Genomic DNA, 16,325 nt, shown 5'->3' with positions numbered 1-16,325 from the left:
CAGGCGATGGCACACGCATGGTAGCCAGGAGCCGGAATTACTAGTCCGGCTCCTGGCTCGTCCTTATCTCATGAGTCCGGCGGAGGTCATCCAGACCTGAATGCGTTCGGCTACCTGATCTGAGTTCTTGTCCATCATGATCATGTGAGAGTTCCCCCGCATGCCAGCTTGCGGCAGCCGCAATACATCGGCTTTGCCTCCGGCGGCCTGGAGCCTGCTGCGGAACGTTTCCTGACGTTGAACGATGGCCTGCCAGAACGCTGACTGTTCGGTATTGTCTCCCCACACCCATAGCATGGGAATTCCTTTGATCCGGCTGTAGTCCGCCGTGGCTGGGTCGGGCGAACCCGAGGGCTCGATGATAACGATGCCTTTGACCAGATCCGGGTTTTCGAGCGCCGAGGTGAACGCGAAATTGCCTCCCTGGCTGTGGGCCATGATGACGCAGGGACATACCTTCTTGACATAGGCATCATAGGCGTCCTGGGTGGCCGCATCATTGGTGGACCAGCGCGGGATGCTTTGCTTGGCCATCTGGTCAAAGGCATCGATGGGAAACTGCGTGCCGGGCAGGAATTGCCTTTGGGCCGGATCGCTACGATAAGACCCTACTGGACCAATGCGAAACAGTTCCCAGGCTTCTTTCTTGGTTCGGAAGAAAGGCTCACTCTTGAAAATTTCCGGGTAGCGTGCCCAGGATGCACGTCCGCGTTCCACGGCGTCGCTCACGTATACGTCGTGCCCGGCCCATAAGAAATAGTTTTCCCAGCCGGGGTTGCCATCGGGCTTGGTCTCCCAGGTGACTCCGGAAAGTCCACCCCCATGCCACATAAGCAAAGGATAACGGGCTTTGGGCTTGGTCAGCAGGGTATAGCGCGCGTACATGGCTTCGACCTCGAAGTCACCGTTGGGATCCACCCGGATGGGTGCGGCCCCAGGCGTGAACGTGATCTCGCGTGTGGGTAGACCGGTCAACGTGACAGGACGTCCGCCAATATGGAAGCTTCCAACGTCCTTGATGGGCAGGGCGGTTTCTTTGGTCGCGCAACCTGTCAGTGCGATAACAGCAACTACGCCGCCCGTAAGCAGCAATTGTCTGAAAGTCTCTTTCATGGTGTCTCCCGGTGTTGTCAGCGATCAGGGAATTCCATCGTACAGCAGTCCTGAAATATGTATTTGACTACATATGTCCTTTAAGCCATAATCATCCTTCTCAGCAAGCAGACCAAAATCAGCATGAAAAGAAAATACGATGTGGTTCCTGCGGGTCCGTTTGATCGCAGCATGCCGATCGGGGCAGACGCCATGGTACCGACCACCTTGAAAGAGCTGCGCAAGCGCACGGGTCAGACGCAGGAAGATATGGCGGCCGCCCTGGGCGTTGGCCAGGACACGATTTCGCGACTGGAAAAGCGCAGTGACATGTTGCTGTCCACCTTGCGCCACTATGTCGAGTGCATAGGCGGGCAGCTTGAGCTCGTTGCGACCTTTCCGGATCACTCCGCCGTGATCATCGATCATCACGGCGAAAAATCGGGCGCGCATAAAAAGCGCGGCCGTAAATCGACTGAACACACCGCATGATTTCTACACCCTATTACCTGATCGACGAAGCGGCGTTGCTACGCAACCTGAAAATTATCGATCACATTCGCGAACAGTCAGGCGCCAAGGTTCTCCTGGCCTTGAAATGCTTCGCCACATGGTCGGTTTTCGACCAGATGCGGCAGCACATGGACGGCACGACGTCGTCGTCGCTGTATGAAGTCAAGCTGGGTAGCCTGAAGTTCGGTGGCGAGACCCACGCCTACAGCGTCGCATTCGCGGATCACGAAATCGAAGAAGTGGTGGCGCACAGCGACAAGATCATTTTCAACTCAATCAATCAACTCCAGCGATTCGCATCATTTGCTGGCGACAAGCCCATGGGTCTGCGCCTGAATCCAGGTATCAGTTGTGCAAGCTTCGATCTGGCCGATCCGGCCAGGCCATTCAGCCGCCTGGGCGAGTCTGACCCCGCTCGCATCCTATCCGTCATCGAGCAGCTCGATGGCGTGATGATCCATAACAACTGCGAGAACAGGGAGTTCAAGCGCTTCGACGAACTATTGAGCGAGGTCGAGCAACGCTATGGCCCGATTTTGCAAAGACTGAACTGGGTCAGTCTGGGGGGCGGGATCAGTTTCACCGCGCCGGGCTATCCGGTGGACGCCTTTTGCGAACGCTTGCGTCGCTTCGCTCAGGACTATGGCGTTCAGGTATATCTCGAACCAGGGGAGGCGGCGGTGCGTCATACCACGACGCTGGAGGTCAGCGTGCTGGATGTCGGTTTCAACGGAAGAAACCTGGCGATTGTGGACAGCTCCACCGAAGCACATATGCTGGATTTATTGATCTATCGCGAGACAGCCCCCATCGGCGGTTCGAGCCAGGGCGATCACATTTACCAGGTTTGCGGCAAGACTTGCCTGGCGGGCGATATTTTCGGGCAAGCACGTTTTGAGCAGCCGCTGCAAGTGGGAGATCGAATTTCGATCGGTGACGCTGGCGGCTACACCATGGTGAAGAAAAACTGGTTCAACGGAATACACATGCCGTCCATTGCCATCAGGGACACCGATGGTCATGTGCGGGTGGTACGCCAGTTTTCCTTTGATGACTATGTCAGCAGTCTGTCCTGAAAACGGCTGCTCAAACTCGAGTAATAGAGAGAAATGCGAATGAAGCGCAACATTCTTATTATTGGCGGCGGCGGCGTGGCCCGTGTTGTGGCACACAAATGTGCCCAGAACAATGCCGTGCTCGGCGACATCCACATTGCGTCGCGCACGCTGGCAAAGTGCCATGCAATTATTGATTCGATTCACGACAAAGGCAGCTTGCAGCGGCCCGGAACGCTGCAGGCGCATGCGCTCGACGCCATGGATATCGAAGCCACCAAGTTTCTTATTCGTGCCACGCGCAGCCAGATTGTCATCAACGTCGGTTCGCCGTTTTTGAACATGTCAGTGTTAACGGCGTGCATTGAGACCGGTACGGCCTATCTGGATACCGCCATACACGAAGACCCGGAGAAAGTATGCGAGAACCCGCCCTGGTACGGCAATTACGAATGGAAACGGCGCCAGGCCTGCAAGAATGCCCGGGTCACGGCAGTGCTGGGTGTGGGCTTCGATCCAGGCGTCGTGAATGCCTACGCGCGCTACGCCATGGACACGTATTTCGACAGCGTCGAATCCATCGACATCATCGACGTCAACGCGGGTAGCCACGGCCGATACTTTGCGACGAACTTCGATCCGGAAATCAATTTCCGCGAGTTTGTTTCGACCGCGTGGTCTTGGGAAAATAACGCCTGGAAGGCCAATGCGATGTTCGAGCATCGCAAAGACTGGGACATGCCTGTGGCCGGCCTGAGCACCACGTACCTGACGGGGCACGACGAGATTCATTCGATGTCAAAGAATCTGGGCGTACCCAATATACGATTCTGGATGGGATTCAGTGAACATTACATCAATGTCTTCACCGTCCTGAAAAATCTTGGTCTATTATCCCAGCACTCTGTGCGAACGGCTCGCGGGCAGGAAATTGTGCCGCTGGAAGTGGTCAAGGCCGTACTGCCCGATCCCGCATCGCTGGCGCCTGCCTACAGCGGCAAGACCTGCATCGGCGACCTCATCAAGGGTCGCAAGGACGGGTTGCCGCAAGAAGTGCTGATCTACAACGTTTGCGATCACAAGACGTCTTTCGAAGAGGTCGGCAGCCAGGCTATATCGTATACCGCAGGCGTGCCTGCGGTGGCAGCGGCCATGTTGATCGCCGAGGGAACCTGGGACATCGGCGAAATGGTCAATGTGGAGGAACTCGATCCAAAGCTCTTCATTGCATTGATGAACCGCATGGGACTGGTGACACGGGTACGCAGCGCGCAGGGAGACCACATCGTCGACCCGCAACCGGACGTGATCGAGGCATCCACGGACGGCAAGCTGCTTAATTATGGCTGAGGCAGTGCGTGGTGCTTGTCAGCTACTGATGGACGCAAGCGTTTCGAAACGGTCAAGATAACCCTCGCCTGCCGCCACCTTCGCCCAATTGTCCGCAGTGAAATCAATAACCGCTAAGGCCCCAGTCGGGAATTCGTGCTGAAGCCTGGATAACGCGACAGCGCGTCCCGCACCGACCAGGCTTGTCGCCACGTGCTCGAATCCCGGATTGTGCCCCACCAGCAGCAAGGTTTGTATTGATGGGTCCGTTGTCCTGATGACGTGAAGGATCTCGTCCGGCGCGCCTTCATAAATGCGCGGCTCGTCTTGCCGGGTGATTTCCAGACCAATAGCAGTGCTTACCAGGCGCCATGTGTCTTGAGTACGTTTGGAAGTGGAAACGATGGCAAGGTCCGGTACCAACCCCTGTTTTGCCATGTACATTCCCATCTCCTGGCTTTGCCGCAATCCGCGTGCCGCAAGAGGACGTTCGTGGTCGTTGACGCCCAGCGGTCGGTCGGCCTTGGCGTGGCGAAGAAGCATTAAGCGGCGCATCAGTATTTTCCCGGGGAATTTTTGTGGCATCGTCTTCATTCTACAAGGCGTTGCGTGGCTTTCCAGCCATTTTGAGCTCTGCACGCTTAAGCATGGTGCGGGCGGAATGCCAAAGGTGCTTTTGCATGGCGGTATACGCGGCTTCCGGATCGCCCTTAAGGATAGCCGCCGCTATTGCCTCATGTTGCGAAATGGAATCGAGGATCAATTGATCCGCTCCGACTACTTGGCGCATCAATGACATAAAGACTGCCAGTTGGTATCGATCGATCAGTTCGCCGAGTTCGGGATTGCCACTGAGCTTGACGATCGCCTGATGGAATTCGCGATTATGAACGATGAAAGGATGGATTTCCTGCCTCGCTTTATGCAACGCGCCTTGATCCACAATTTCCTGAAACATCAGCCGATTGTCGCCTTTGTCGATGCGCTCCGCTGCGAGACGCGCTGCCTGTCCTTCCAGTGCCTCGCGAATTTGAAACAAATTAATAATTTCATCGTGCGATAGGCGACGGACAAGAGCACCGCGATTAGGAATGATCTGGACGAGCCGGTCGGCGGCCAGGCGTCTAAATGCCTCGCGCAGCGGCCCGCGGCTCACACCCAGTTCTTCTATGAGGTCACGAGAGATAAGGCGTTGACCTGGTGCGAGCGTGCCTTCGAGAATTTGTTCCTTAAGCGTGGCCGCAATGCGCTCAACCATATCGCCGCTACGCAACATGCCGTCGTTCATAGCCACTTTTTTAGTTTTTTCGACCGTCTTCATTGACCTGAAATTTCCGTGACAAATATAGGCATCTAGTTTAATCTAAAAGTGTAGGACAAAATTACTATACCTATTCAGGAGACAAAAATGAGACTTGCGCCTGTATTGGCCAACGTAGCGTACGGCTTGGTTCTACCGGTTATTTTTGCGTGTTCATCGGCATCTGCAACCAATCTCACTGTTACGCATTGGGCCGATGGCATGTACGGCACCCCGTTCGCCGTCGCACAGGAAAAAGGCTTTTTCAAAGAAGCCGGGATCAATGTTACGGGATTCATTACTTCGCAAGGTGGCGGGACGACCGTGCGCAATGCGCTCGCCTCCGATATCCCTTATGGCGAGGTGGCACTATCCGCTGCCATCGCGGCAATCAAACAGGGCGTCAAGCTCACAATCGTGCATGGCGGTGTCCTCAGCTTGGCCGATAACGTCTGGGTGGCCAAGAAGGACTCGCCATTGAACACAATCATGGACCTGAAAGGCAAGAAGCTGGGCTACAGCAGCCCCAAGTCGGTCACCGATATGGTGTCGACCATAGCGCTGAGCAACCGGGGTATTCTGGCCGATGTGGACCGCAAGGCGGTGGGCAGCCTCAGCTCAGCGTATACCGCATTGCGTGAAGGCGCCGTCGACGTTATCTATATGACGGAACCTGTTCTGAGCCGTGAAGCAGAAAATATCAAGGTCGTTTTCAAGTCGGGAGACGAGATTCCCCGACTGACCCAGACCGTGGGTATCGTGCGCAGCGATTACCTCAAGAAGAATCCCGACACCATCAAAGCCATTATCGAAGGCCGCCGCAAGGGCGTCGATTATCTGCTGAAGAATCCGGACGAGTCTGGCGACATTCTCGCCAAGCACTACAAAATCGATCCGAAGATCGCCAAGCTCGCCATCAACGACATCATGGCTTCAAAGGGCGTCTACTGGAGTCCGGGCCGCCTGGACTACGAAGGCATGAACGCCATGCTCCAGGGGCTGATACTGGTCAAGGCAATCGAGGAGGGTCCTTTCGATTGGAGTGCGATTGTCGACGAAAGTCTGTTGCCCGCCGATCAACGCAGCAAATAGGGCAGCGTCGGAATGGCAAGCCAGATCGATATGATCAGGAAGTTTCCCGCCAGCGAGGTCGACCGCAAGGCGCATGTTGCCGTCAACGGGGCGACGAAGGTGTTTGCGGCGCGTGACGGAGGATTGCCGCTGCATGCCCTGGGTCCGGTGTCGTTCGATTTGCGGCAAGGCGAATTTTTTTCCGTTGTCGGGCCCTCTGGCTGTGGGAAGTCAACATTATTGGACCTGGTTGCAGGCTTGAGCCCGCCCACTGAAGGCAGTGTCTTCTTCGAACACAAGGAGGTCAAAGGCCAGGTGCCGGACGGCGTCGCCGTCGTATTTCAAGAGGATGCCAGCTTCCCATGGCTGTCTGTTTTCGACAATGCCGCGTTCGGAGCTCGCCGCAGCGGTTTACCCGAGAATGAAGTCAAGGAGCGTGTCGATCATGCCCTGGCGTTCATGGGACTCGCGAGCTTTGCCGCGAGCTATCCGGCGCAGTTGTCGGGCGGCATGCGGCAGCGGGTCTGCATAGCGCGTGCAATGGTCCTGCGGCCCCGTCTTATGTTGCTGGATGAGCCTTTCGGCGCTCTTGATCAGCAGACCCGACTATTAATGGGCGAGGAGATGCTGAAACTATGGCGCGAGACCGACTCGACCGTCATGCTGATCACCCACTCCATAGACGAGGCCGTCATGCTGTCGGACCGCGTCGGAATCATGTCGGCGCGTCCGGGCACTTTTATTGACATTGTAGAAACAGGCTGGAGTCGCGAGCGCGGGAGCGAAACAACGATGAATCCGCATTACGGCGCGCTCCAGTCCAAGGTGTGGGGCTTGTTGCGCACTGAGTCGCTCAAGGCGCTGGGGGTTTAACACATGGCCAGCGCAACGATTCCCAGCTCCATGTCGGGGCGGCCGGGCGCCGCCATGTCGTTCAGGTACCGCGTGGTGCTACTGCGGTGCCTTGTCATTGTCTTCAGCGTTGCCTTGCTTGAAGTCGCCAGTAGGCTGGGGTGGATAGATCCGGTGTCTTTCATTCCTCCGTCGGAAATGGCGCTAAGTGCATGGCGACTGCTTCGGGACGGAACCTATCAGGCAGACATGCTGTTGACCTTATCGTCGGCGGCTGTGTCTATCGTGCTTGCGACATCGGTGGGTTTTCTTTTCGGTCTTGTGCTGTTCAAGCTGCAACGTCTGCGGCGCGTGCTGGATCCGCTCCTAATGTCGTATTACGCGGTGCCCATCTTTGTTTTCTATCCTATGCTTATTGTCCTGTTCGGACTGAACAGATGGCCATTGATCGTGCTGGGGTTTTTATTCGCCATCGTGGCCATGGCGGTCAATACGCTCAATGGGCTGGAGCGGGTGCCTCAGGTCTTGATGCGCACGGCTAGGATGCTGCACATGGGCAGGACACAGGAAGTTTTTCTTATTACGCTTCCTGCCAGCCTTCCTTTTGTCTTTACGGGTATCAAGTTGGCCATCGTCTACTCGTTCATAGCGATCATCGGCGGCGAGTTCCTGCTTTCCGGCGCAGGCTTCGGGTATCAAATCGCGTTCGCCTATAACAACTTCGATAACCGGACGATGTATGGACTTATGTTCCTGCTGCTTACGTTCATCGGCGCTATAAACCTTGTATTGCACGCGATCGAACAGCGGCTGTATCAACGTCGGGTTCTCAAGGAGCTTGTATGAGCGGGCGCACAGCGGGTCGACTGATAAGCCGAAGCAACCCCGGGCGGGCACCCCTGATCGATAGTGTTTTGCTGGTCGGCGGCATCCTGCTGTTGTGGGAGATTGCCAGCATGACGCTGGGCGTCGAGGTTTTGCCTGGCCCCTGGCGCACCATTGCCCAGCTTGGGCGGGAATTCAGCAGTCCCGATTTCGGCGCTCATCTTGCGGAGACTAGCAAGGCCTTTTTTTCCGCCTTGCTGCTCGCTGTGGTGGGCGGGATTGCACTGGGTCTGGTCCTAGGTGCGCGGCGGCTTGCCGGCGATGTAATGGAGCCGATACTGATAGCGCTGTATTCCATACCCAAGATTTCCCTGTATCCCATCATCCTTTTGATATTCGGCCTGGGCATTTCGGCAAAAATTGCGTTCGGCGTCATACATGGCATTATCCCCATCGTTATATTCACGATGACCGCAGTGCGCAATATTCGCCCTGTCTATATGCGCTGCATCCATGCGCATCGTCTCACTCCGTGGCAGGGAGCATGGCATGTACTGATACCGGCCGCCGTGCCGGAGATCGTCGCCGGCTTGCGGATAGGCTTCTCCTTGACCCTGCTGGGCACGCTGCTGGGCGAGATGTTTGCGTCGCAGCGCGGCATCGGCCATCTGCTGATGCTGGCCATCGACCGGAACAATCCTCCTACCATCATGGCGCTTGCGCTGATGCTTTTCCTGTTTGCAACGGCGGTCAGTATCGGGCTGCTGCAATGGGATCGCCGTTTGCGGCGCGGCAACTAATCTATTGAGAAAACGTAATGGCCAATACGCTGTTCGATAAAGTGTGGGATGCCCATGAGATTGCCGTTCTCGCGGGAGGTGTGAGCCTGCTGCATGTCGACCGTCACCTGGTGCACGAGCTTACCGGTGTCGAGGCCATCAAGGCGCTGGAACGCCGGCATGCGACCGTACGCAACCCGGAGCTTACCTTCGCAACCGTCGATCACGTCACGTCGACCCGACCGGGACGAAAGGCAGGCGACGCGCCGTGGAGTACGGCGATGGTCAATGCCTTGCGGGCCCAGACGCAAGAGAAAGGCATCCGAATTTTCGATATGGACCAGGGCAAACAGGGCATCGTGCACGTTATTGGTCCGGAGCTGGGACTGACGCTTCCGGGGCTATCCATTGTGTGCGGGGACAGTCACACATGCACGCATGGGGCATTCGGCGCTATTTCATGGGGCATAGGATCATCCGAGCTGGTGCACGTGCTGGCTACTCAGACGATACGGCAGATACGGCCCAGGACCATGCGCATCAACTTTACGGGAACGCCCGGACAGTCAATCACGGCCAAGGACATGATTCTTCATTTGATCGGCGTCCTGGGTGCATCGGCCGGCACCGGCTATGCCGTCGAGTATGCCGGTCCGGCCATCAGCGCGCTCGATATGGAAGCACGCATGACGCTCTGCAATCTTTCCATTGAACTGGGTGCCAAGGTCGGCATGATCGCGCCTGATGAAACGACGTTCTGTTATATGAAGGGACGAGCATTCGCCCCCGCGGGCGACGATTTCGATAGGGCGGTGGCGTACTGGCAAACCTTGCCCTCCGGGGACTCGGCTTCCTTCGACAGGGAAGAGGAGGTCGACATCAGCCGGATCATGCCGCAAGTTACCTGGGGCACGAGTCCGGAACAGGTGGTCGCCATCGACGGCATGGTTCCCGATCCCGCCATGGTGCCCGATGCCAGGCAGCGTTTGAGCGTGATGAACGCGCTTGAATATATGGGCCTGCGGCCTGGCCAGCGGATCGACAAGATCAAGATAGACCACGTCTTCATAGGCTCATGCACGAACAGCCGGATTTCGGACCTGCGGGCGGCGGCATCCGTGCTCAGGGGGCGCCACATTGCCGAGGGCCTTACCGCATGGGTCGTGCCCGGATCATTGCAAGTCAAAAGTCAGGCTGAAAGCGAAGGCTTGCATCGAATCTTCATGAAGGCCGGTTTCGAGTGGCGTGAGCCGGGTTGCTCGATGTGCGTGGGCGCCAATGGCGATATGGTGCCCCCTGGCCACCGCTGCCTGTCGACATCGAACCGCAACTTCGTGGGGCGGCAAGGACCGGGATCCATGACCCATCTGGCCAGTCCCGTCGTGGCCGCCGCCACCGCCGTCATGGGAACCATCGCATCGCCGGAAATGATGGAGCGGCAATCATGAAAGCGTTCACGACTTGCCAGGGCGTTGCCGCCGTCATGATGCAAGACAATATCGACACTGACCAGATCATCCGCATTGAACGCATTGCCCAGCTGCGCAGGGGCGAATTTGCTCCCTGGGTGTTCGAGGGGCGGCGTTACCTGACGGACGGCTCCGAGAACCGAGAGTTCATACTGAACACCGAAGCTTTTCGGCATGCCGCGATTCTCATTGCAGGCGACAACTTCGGCTGCGGCAGTTCCCGCGAAATGGCGGTATGGGCGTTGGAAGAGTTCGGCATCCGTTGCATTATTGCCCCAAGCTTTGGCGACATCTTTTTCAGCAACTGTCTGCAGAATGGTTTGCTGCCTATCGTGCTGGAGCGCGGCGACGTCCAGCGCCTGGCGGCCGCTGCGTCGTCGGGCGCCGTATTCAGCATAGACCTGCGTTCCTGTGCCGTGGGCACCGATCAGACGGGGGTAATGCATTTTGATCTGCTCGATGTGCAGCGCCATGCCCTGCTCCTGGGCCAGGACGAGATCGCACAGACGCTGAACCTGACTCCACAAATCGATGAGTTTCAGGAGCGCGATAGATTGGCGCGGCCATGGGCATACATGACCGCCGGTTTTTTACATGATGACTAACGATAAGGATGTATTAGCATGGCTGGAAACCCTAAAACCTTGAGCCAACTTTTTTCGCAAAAGAAGCTGGTTGTAGCACCCGGTATATTCGACATGATCTCTTTGAAGGTCGCGGACCGACTCGGTTTCGACTGCCTTTACATGACGGGATATGGCACTGTCGCATCCTACCTTGGCTTGCCCGATGCGGGTCTTGCTACCTATACCGATATGGTCAACCGGGTCGCGGCATTTTGCGGCGCGACCTCGACGCCGATTATTTGCGATGGCGACACCGGCTATGGCGGGCTATTGAATGTGGAGCACACGGTCGCTGGCTACCTGCGCGCTGGAGCGGCCGGAATCCAACTGGAGGATCAGGAGTTTCCAAAAAAATGCGGCCATACCAAAGGGCGCCGCGTCATTCCTGCCCAGGACATGGTCAATAAAATCAAGGTCGCCACGGATACGCGAGGCGCCAATAAGGATTTTCTGATTGTTGCGCGCACCGACGCGCGGACGACGCACGGTCTTGATGAGGCACTGAAGCGTGCGGAGCACTACCTGAAGGCCGGGGCCGATGTTCTTTTCGTGGAGTCGCCCGAATCTGTCGATGAACTGGCCATCATAGGCCGGACCTTCGACGTCCCTTTGGTTGCGAACATTGTAGAAGGAGGCCGAACTCCGCAACCTACGGCACGCGAACTGCAGGAGATGGGCTTTGCGCTCGCCATCCATCCCGGCCTTGGCTTTCTCGCCATGGGCTACGCGCTACAGCACGCCTATTCGCACTTGAAAGAATCCGGCGACTCCCTGCAGTACGAGGAAATCGCAGACTTCCAGGACTTCAGCAAGCTGATCGGCTTTCAGAAGGTCTGGGACTTCGACGAGAAGTACAGAAGCCTGGAGACGAAATAGCACTTCATTCCAGCGGTGTTAAAAACTTGGAGATAACAGAATGGTTAGTTTCAGAGCTTGTCTGGCTTTTATGGCCGCCGTCATGGCGGTTTCCCCTGGATTGCGCGCCGAAGACGCCAAAGGATGGCCTTCGAAGCCCGTAACACTGATGGTGCCTTACTCGCCAGGCGGCGGCACTGATATTGTCGCCAGGCTGGTGGGCAACAAGCTTTCCGAGATATGGGGTCAATCGGTGATAGTCGAGAATAAACCCGGCGCCAATGGTGTGATCGGCTCGTCCGACATCGCGAGGTCGGAGCCCGATGGCTACAAGATCATGTTGGTCGTCGGCTCGCATGTTATCAATCCGGTCCTGACCAAGAGCGTTCCTTACAATACCGAAACGGACTTCACGGCCATCACGCGTCTGGCGGTTTCGCCTCTGGTGCTCGTCGTCTCCAAAGAGGGCAAGTACCCGGACCTCAAAAGCTTCATTGAGTTCGGCAAAAAGAACGACGTGAGCATAGGTTACTCGGAAGGCCAGACGCAGTTGACGGGCGAACTCATACGCCAGAAAGCGGGAGTCAAGGTGATCCCCGTGCCATATAAAGGAGGGTCGCCCTTGATGGTCGACATCATCGGGGGGCATGTGGAGTCGGGAGTCACCAGCGTACTCACGGCATTACCACATGTGAGGTCGGGCAAGCTCAAGGTGATCGGGATCGCCGGTGACAAGCCGGTGGATGCCTTTCCGGAAGCGGTGACTTTTTCGCAAGCCGGCTTCCCGGGCGTTCAATCATTGAGCTGGTATGGGCTATTCGGACCGAAAGGAATGCCTGACAGCGTCGTCAAAAAAATAAACGAAAGCCTGCTCAAGGCAACGCAAGATCCGGTCATTGCCAAACAGTTGGCGGACCAGGGAGCTACCGTTACGCTGGATACGCCGGCGGACTTCGACAGCTTCCTGAAAGGCGAGAAAAAGAAATGGACCGAAGTGGCCGAGTCGGGGAATATCCAGGCCAAGTAAATGTCGTCGCTGGGGAACGTCAATTGCTCCGTTCTCCGGCACGGTTTCCTCGGATCGCTCTGGGAGTCACCTTGTCGCGCGCAGGCTGACGCCCAGTTTAGCCAGCCATTTCAATCCGGCGTCCGTATCGGTGCGCGGCTTGTATTCACAGCCAATCCAGCCCGTATAGCCCAGTGAATCGAGCGTTTCAAAGATTGCTTCATACCGGAGTTCGCCTTCATCGGGTTCGGCGCGACTGGGCACGGCGGCAATTTGTACGTGGCCGATGCGCGGCATGTGGCGGCGCAACCTGGTCAGGACGTCTCCTTCAGTGACGCCGACGTGATACACATCGAACATAAGCCGCAGGTTGGGCCGATCGACCGCATCCAGGATCACCTCGGCCTGGGACAGGTTGGAGTAAAAGTACCCTGGCTTGTCGCGTTGATTGATCGGTTCAAGCAGTAGCGTTACATCGTGAGCGGCAGCCTTATCGGCGGCACGTATCAGATTGCCGATAAATGTGTCGCGTGCGTGCGCTTCGTCGAAAGGTATTACTCCGGCAACGGCATGTATGGCTTGCGCACCGCTGGCCCGGCACCATGCTATTGATTGATCCACCGCCTGTTGAAAATCAACCTCGCGCCCGGGCAGCGCGCCCAGACCGAATTCGCCCTTTGCAGTATCGCCAGCGTAGGTATTGATGCCGAGCAAGGTCAATTCACGGGCCTTGCATAATTTGCGAACGTCGGCGGGATCGGTATCGTACGGCCAGTGAAGTTCGATCGCTTCGAATCCGGCGTCCGCGGCGGCGTCAATACGGTCCAGCAAGGGGCGGTCGGGCCATAGGAATCCCAGATTGGCGGAAAATTTCGGCATTTCAATGTCTTATTCAATGTTGTCGAGGCAAGGCGGTGATCAGTCAAGGTTGAATCACTGTTGTTGCACGTAGGCGCCGACCAATTGCGCACCGGTGCCCGCCGGCGCAAAGCCGAGCCTGAAGGCATGGCGGGTGTCTATCCGGGCCGGCCAGGTCTCCACAATGTCCTTGATGTCCGGGTCAGGTTTCCAATCGATGAGATTTGCGACGTCGGCGCCGGCCAGATTCCGCAACGTGTCGGCCATTTCACGGGGAGTGATGGTCAAACCGGGCAAATTAATGGGACGCCTGGCGGCTGCCCGTCCGGCTCGCCATTCGTCTGGCTGATCGTCGAGTTGTGCCGGCGACAACAGGAAAGCGTGAATCAGGGATTCGATGACGTGTCTGGGCGACGCCAGCCATAACGGAGTGTCCGGATCGATGGGGCAAATGGCGCGTTCCCCGGCCATAGGTTCGCGGATGATGCCGCTGGCGAAGCTCGAAGCGGCCCCATTGGGTTTGCCAGGGCGTACCGATACGGTGGGTATGCGCACGCACCGGCCGTCGATAAAGCTTTTGCGCGTGTAGTCGCTGACCAGCTGCTCGCCGATCAATTTCTGTGTGCCATAGGAAGATTGCGGTGCGGGCGGCGTGTTGTCATCCACCACATCGGGGAGGGTACCGCCATAGACAGCCAAGGAGCTGGAAAACAGAAACCGTGGCGGTGCGCTCAAGGAGCGTGCCGCATCGAGAAGCGCCCGCGTACCGTCAAGATTGACTCGCATGCCGAGATCAAAGTCGCGTTCTGCGGTGCCGCTGACGACAGCAGCAAGATGAACGATCCCGGAGATATCATCGTTTATGATGGACCGCCATTGCGCAGGCTCGGAAATGTCGGCGCACAGGTAGCGCAAGCGCGGATGGGTGTATACGCCGGCGGTCTGGTCTATTGCGATGATCTCATCGGGGTGTTCCGCAGGGCTTTCGGCTCCCGTCCGGGTCTCGGGCTGAAGGAAACGTTGTATCAGCATCTGGCCTAAAAAGCCGGATCCCCCGGTAACCAGGATTTTTTTCAATTTGGCTCCTTTTTATTGCAAGGTGGCGTCGAATAGAATTGTTGCCGGAACGGTATGACGAAGCGGCGCGATGTGGATAGATCACCAGACAGCCACAAGATAGCGCAAATCATCACATCGGACCAGTATGGATCCGGATTAAACCCAGGGTGTAGCGGAGAATGCAGAATGCAAGGTAAGTTGTTCATTGGTGGAAAGTGGTTGGCACCTCAGTCGGGCAAGACCATCGCGGTCATCGATCCCGGAACGGGTGAACAGTTTGGTGCGATCGCCGACGGCGGGGCGGGCGATATTGACCTGGCCGTGCAGGCAGCTCGTCGAGCACTCGCCGGCGAATGGGGACGTTTTACGGCTGTCGAGCGTGGGCGCGCCCTGATGCGCTTGGGCCAGAAGATCCTGGAGCATTATGATGAGCTGGTGGAGCTTGAGTCCCGCGATTGTGGAAAACTCCTGGCGACCGCTCGCAACGACGTCAAGTTGCTGGCCCGTTACTTCGAGTTTTATGGTGGCGCCGCCGACAAAGTGCACGGCCAGGTCATTCCTTATCAAAACAATCATGCCGTTCGCGTAGTACGCCAACCTTTCGGCGTTTCCGGACACATCATCCCGTGGAATTATCCCGTGCAGATCATGGGCCGTTCTGTCGGTGCGGCGTTGGCGATGGGTAATGCCGCTGTCATCAAGCCGGCCGAAGATGCCAGTTTGTCCATCTTGCGCCTTGCCGACCTCGTCACGGAAGCGGGGCTGCCAGCCGGCGCCTTCAATGTGGTGCCTGGCTATGGAACAACGGCTGGCGCTGCGCTTATATCGCATCCGGGCGTGAACTTCGTGTCGTTCACCGGATCACCCCAAGTAGGCACCATTGTTCAGCAGGAAACGGCGCGCAATCACGTTAAGTGCGTGTTGGAGCTGGGCGGTAAATCGCCTCAACTGGTATTCGCCGATGCCAATCTGGATCGGGCCATTCCTGCAATCATCAATGGCATTATCCAGAACGCCGGCCAGACCTGCTCGGCCGGATCCCGTCTGTTGGTACAGCGTGAGGTCTACGACGAGGTGGTCTCCCGGGTGGCGGACCGCTTTGCCAAACTACGTACTGGTACGCAGAATCAGGAAGTGGACTGTGGTCCCATCATCAATGCGCGACAGCGGGATCGCGTACAGCGATTCATCGACGACGCTGTCAAGAGCGGCGCACGTATTGCCGCGCAGGGAGCGCTCGCAGCCGATTTGCCCGCTAGCGGTTTCTTTGTCGCCCCGACTTTTTTTGCCGATGTGCCGCGCGACCACCTTCTTGCCAAAGAAGAAGTCTTCGGTCCGGTGCTGACAGCAATGCCCTTCAAAGACGAAGCGGATGCCATCGCTCTGGCCAATGATACCGACTACGGGTTGGCGGCGGGAATATGGACAGAAAACGGCGGGCGCCAGCTACGTATCGCAGAAGGCATCAATAGCGGACAAGTCTATATCAACTGCTACGGAGCCGGCGGTGGGGTGGAACTGCCTTTCGGGGGCTTTGGCAAAAGCGGACATGGGCGCGAGAAAGGGCTCATGGCACTGGAGGAAATGAGCCTTACCAAGACCATAGTCCATAACTTTGAACCCTAGTCACACCTAG

General features: G+C 57.1%; 17 protein-coding genes. 12 read left to right on the top strand and 5 right to left on the bottom strand.

Annotation, left to right across the window (positions count from 1 at the left end; all coding sequences use genetic code 11):
* Positions 1–63: 63 nt before the first annotated feature.
* A complete protein-coding gene (locus CR155_RS03580) occupies positions 64–1,113 on the bottom strand; it encodes an alpha/beta hydrolase (protein ID WP_102068620.1) in 1,050 nt (349 codons plus the stop codon).
* A gap of 123 nt (positions 1,114–1,236) precedes the next feature.
* On the opposite strand from CR155_RS03580, the gene CR155_RS03575 reads away from it, so the two are divergent.
* From CR155_RS03575 to CR155_RS03565, 3 genes are read left to right on the top strand one after another with little or no spacing between them, the layout of a single operon-like run.
* Entirely contained in the window at positions 1,237–1,584 is a 348-nt protein-coding gene (locus tag CR155_RS03575; protein ID WP_102068619.1) for a helix-turn-helix domain-containing protein, read from the top strand.
* Positions 1,581–2,681 carry a carboxynorspermidine decarboxylase gene (locus CR155_RS03570; protein ID WP_102068618.1) on the top strand — a complete coding sequence of 367 codons (1,101 nt, stop codon included), beginning with the start codon at positions 1,581–1,583 and terminating at the stop codon, positions 2,679–2,681. Before CR155_RS03575 ends, CR155_RS03570 begins: the two co-directional genes overlap by 4 nt.
* Positions 2,682–2,720: 39 nt before the next feature.
* A complete protein-coding gene (locus CR155_RS03565) occupies positions 2,721–4,010 on the top strand; it encodes a saccharopine dehydrogenase family protein (RefSeq protein WP_102068617.1) in 1,290 nt (429 codons plus the stop codon).
* Positions 4,011–4,028: 18 nt separating this feature from the next.
* Here the strand turns inward: CR155_RS03565 and CR155_RS03560 are convergent, their stop codons facing one another.
* On the bottom strand, positions 4,029–4,544 hold the full coding sequence (locus tag CR155_RS03560; protein WP_102068796.1) for a SixA phosphatase family protein: 516 nt from the start codon (positions 4,542–4,544) through the stop codon (positions 4,029–4,031).
* 40 nt (positions 4,545–4,584) lie between these two features.
* Positions 4,585–5,310 (bottom strand): GntR family transcriptional regulator, encoded by a 726-nt coding sequence (locus CR155_RS03555; protein ID WP_102068616.1) that lies wholly within the window; start codon positions 5,308–5,310, stop codon positions 4,585–4,587.
* Positions 5,311–5,397: 87 nt separating this feature from the next.
* On the opposite strand from CR155_RS03555, the gene CR155_RS03550 reads away from it, so the two are divergent.
* The 8 genes from CR155_RS03550 to CR155_RS03515 are packed head-to-tail and all read left to right on the top strand — an operon-like array spanning position 5,398 to position 12,793.
* Entirely contained in the window at positions 5,398–6,381 is a 984-nt protein-coding gene (locus tag CR155_RS03550; protein WP_102068615.1) for an ABC transporter substrate-binding protein, read from the top strand.
* Between the two features lie 12 nt (positions 6,382–6,393).
* A complete protein-coding gene (locus tag CR155_RS03545) occupies positions 6,394–7,233 on the top strand; it encodes an ABC transporter ATP-binding protein (protein ID WP_102068614.1) in 840 nt (279 codons plus the stop codon).
* 3 nt (positions 7,234–7,236) lie between these two features.
* On the top strand, positions 7,237–8,058 hold the full coding sequence (locus tag CR155_RS03540) for an ABC transporter permease (protein WP_233213878.1): 822 nt from the start codon (positions 7,237–7,239) through the stop codon (positions 8,056–8,058).
* The gene (locus CR155_RS03535) at positions 8,055–8,837 is read left to right on the top strand and encodes an ABC transporter permease (RefSeq protein WP_102068613.1); all 783 of its coding nucleotides are present in this window, start codon (positions 8,055–8,057) and stop codon (positions 8,835–8,837) included. The genes CR155_RS03540 and CR155_RS03535 overlap by 4 nt, the downstream gene beginning before the upstream one ends.
* Positions 8,838–8,854: 17 nt before the next feature.
* Positions 8,855–10,264 (top strand): 3-isopropylmalate dehydratase large subunit, encoded by a 1,410-nt coding sequence (leuC, locus tag CR155_RS03530; protein WP_102068612.1) that lies wholly within the window; start codon positions 8,855–8,857, stop codon positions 10,262–10,264.
* Positions 10,261–10,890, top strand: coding sequence for a 3-isopropylmalate dehydratase small subunit (gene leuD / locus CR155_RS03525; RefSeq protein WP_102068611.1), 630 nt, complete (start codon positions 10,261–10,263; stop codon positions 10,888–10,890). Before leuC ends, leuD begins: the two co-directional genes overlap by 4 nt.
* A gap of 18 nt (positions 10,891–10,908) precedes the next feature.
* On the top strand, positions 10,909–11,787 hold the full coding sequence (locus CR155_RS03520) for an isocitrate lyase/PEP mutase family protein (RefSeq protein WP_102068610.1): 879 nt from the start codon (positions 10,909–10,911) through the stop codon (positions 11,785–11,787).
* A gap of 40 nt (positions 11,788–11,827) precedes the next feature.
* Positions 11,828–12,793 (top strand): Bug family tripartite tricarboxylate transporter substrate binding protein, encoded by a 966-nt coding sequence (locus tag CR155_RS03515; protein ID WP_102068609.1) that lies wholly within the window; start codon positions 11,828–11,830, stop codon positions 12,791–12,793.
* Between the two features lie 66 nt (positions 12,794–12,859).
* Here the strand turns inward: CR155_RS03515 and CR155_RS03510 are convergent, their stop codons facing one another.
* Both CR155_RS03510 and denD read right to left on the bottom strand, forming a co-directional pair.
* Complete coding sequence (locus CR155_RS03510; protein WP_102068608.1) at positions 12,860–13,651, bottom strand: hydroxypyruvate isomerase family protein; 792 nt, start codon at positions 13,649–13,651, stop codon at positions 12,860–12,862.
* A gap of 54 nt (positions 13,652–13,705) precedes the next feature.
* Complete coding sequence (gene denD, locus CR155_RS03505; RefSeq protein WP_102068607.1) at positions 13,706–14,707, bottom strand: D-erythronate dehydrogenase; 1,002 nt, start codon at positions 14,705–14,707, stop codon at positions 13,706–13,708.
* A 168-nt stretch (positions 14,708–14,875) separates the two neighbouring features.
* Here denD and CR155_RS03500 point away from each other — a divergent pair, with 168 nt between their 5' ends.
* Entirely contained in the window at positions 14,876–16,315 is a 1,440-nt protein-coding gene (locus tag CR155_RS03500; protein ID WP_102068606.1) for an aldehyde dehydrogenase family protein, read from the top strand.
* Positions 16,316–16,325 lie beyond the last annotated feature (10 nt).

Source organism: Pollutimonas nitritireducens (genome assembly GCF_002849615.1).
In the GTDB taxonomy this organism is placed as follows: Bacteria; Pseudomonadota; Gammaproteobacteria; order Burkholderiales; family Burkholderiaceae_B; genus Pollutimonas; species Pollutimonas nitritireducens.
The sequence above is the reverse complement of the archived record's forward strand: the minus strand, read 5'-3'. Positions and strand labels throughout refer to the sequence as shown.

Excerpts from the sequence above, each read along its gene's own strand:
- CR155_RS03580 (WP_102068620.1), bottom strand. The coding sequence starts at position 1,113 with ATGAAAGAGACTTTCAGACAATTGCTGCTTACGGGCGGCGTAGTTGCT.
- CR155_RS03575 (WP_102068619.1), top strand. The coding sequence starts at position 1,237 with ATGAAAAGAAAATACGATGTGGTTCCTGCGGGTCCGTTTGATCGCAGC.
- CR155_RS03570 (WP_102068618.1), top strand. The coding sequence starts at position 1,581 with ATGATTTCTACACCCTATTACCTGATCGACGAAGCGGCGTTGCTACGC.
- CR155_RS03565 (WP_102068617.1), top strand. The coding sequence starts at position 2,721 with ATGAAGCGCAACATTCTTATTATTGGCGGCGGCGGCGTGGCCCGTGTT.
- CR155_RS03560 (WP_102068796.1), bottom strand. The coding sequence starts at position 4,544 with ATGCGCCGCTTAATGCTTCTTCGCCACGCCAAGGCCGACCGACCGCTG.
- CR155_RS03555 (WP_102068616.1), bottom strand. The coding sequence starts at position 5,310 with ATGAAGACGGTCGAAAAAACTAAAAAAGTGGCTATGAACGACGGCATG.
- CR155_RS03550 (WP_102068615.1), top strand. The coding sequence starts at position 5,398 with ATGAGACTTGCGCCTGTATTGGCCAACGTAGCGTACGGCTTGGTTCTA.
- CR155_RS03545 (WP_102068614.1), top strand. The coding sequence starts at position 6,394 with ATGGCAAGCCAGATCGATATGATCAGGAAGTTTCCCGCCAGCGAGGTC.
- CR155_RS03540 (WP_233213878.1), top strand. The coding sequence starts at position 7,237 with ATGGCCAGCGCAACGATTCCCAGCTCCATGTCGGGGCGGCCGGGCGCC.
- CR155_RS03535 (WP_102068613.1), top strand. The coding sequence starts at position 8,055 with ATGAGCGGGCGCACAGCGGGTCGACTGATAAGCCGAAGCAACCCCGGG.
- leuC (WP_102068612.1), top strand. The coding sequence starts at position 8,855 with ATGGCCAATACGCTGTTCGATAAAGTGTGGGATGCCCATGAGATTGCC.
- leuD (WP_102068611.1), top strand. The coding sequence starts at position 10,261 with ATGAAAGCGTTCACGACTTGCCAGGGCGTTGCCGCCGTCATGATGCAA.
- CR155_RS03520 (WP_102068610.1), top strand. The coding sequence starts at position 10,909 with ATGGCTGGAAACCCTAAAACCTTGAGCCAACTTTTTTCGCAAAAGAAG.
- CR155_RS03515 (WP_102068609.1), top strand. The coding sequence starts at position 11,828 with ATGGTTAGTTTCAGAGCTTGTCTGGCTTTTATGGCCGCCGTCATGGCG.
- CR155_RS03510 (WP_102068608.1), bottom strand. The coding sequence starts at position 13,651 with ATGCCGAAATTTTCCGCCAATCTGGGATTCCTATGGCCCGACCGCCCC.
- CR155_RS03500 (WP_102068606.1), top strand. The coding sequence starts at position 14,876 with ATGCAAGGTAAGTTGTTCATTGGTGGAAAGTGGTTGGCACCTCAGTCG.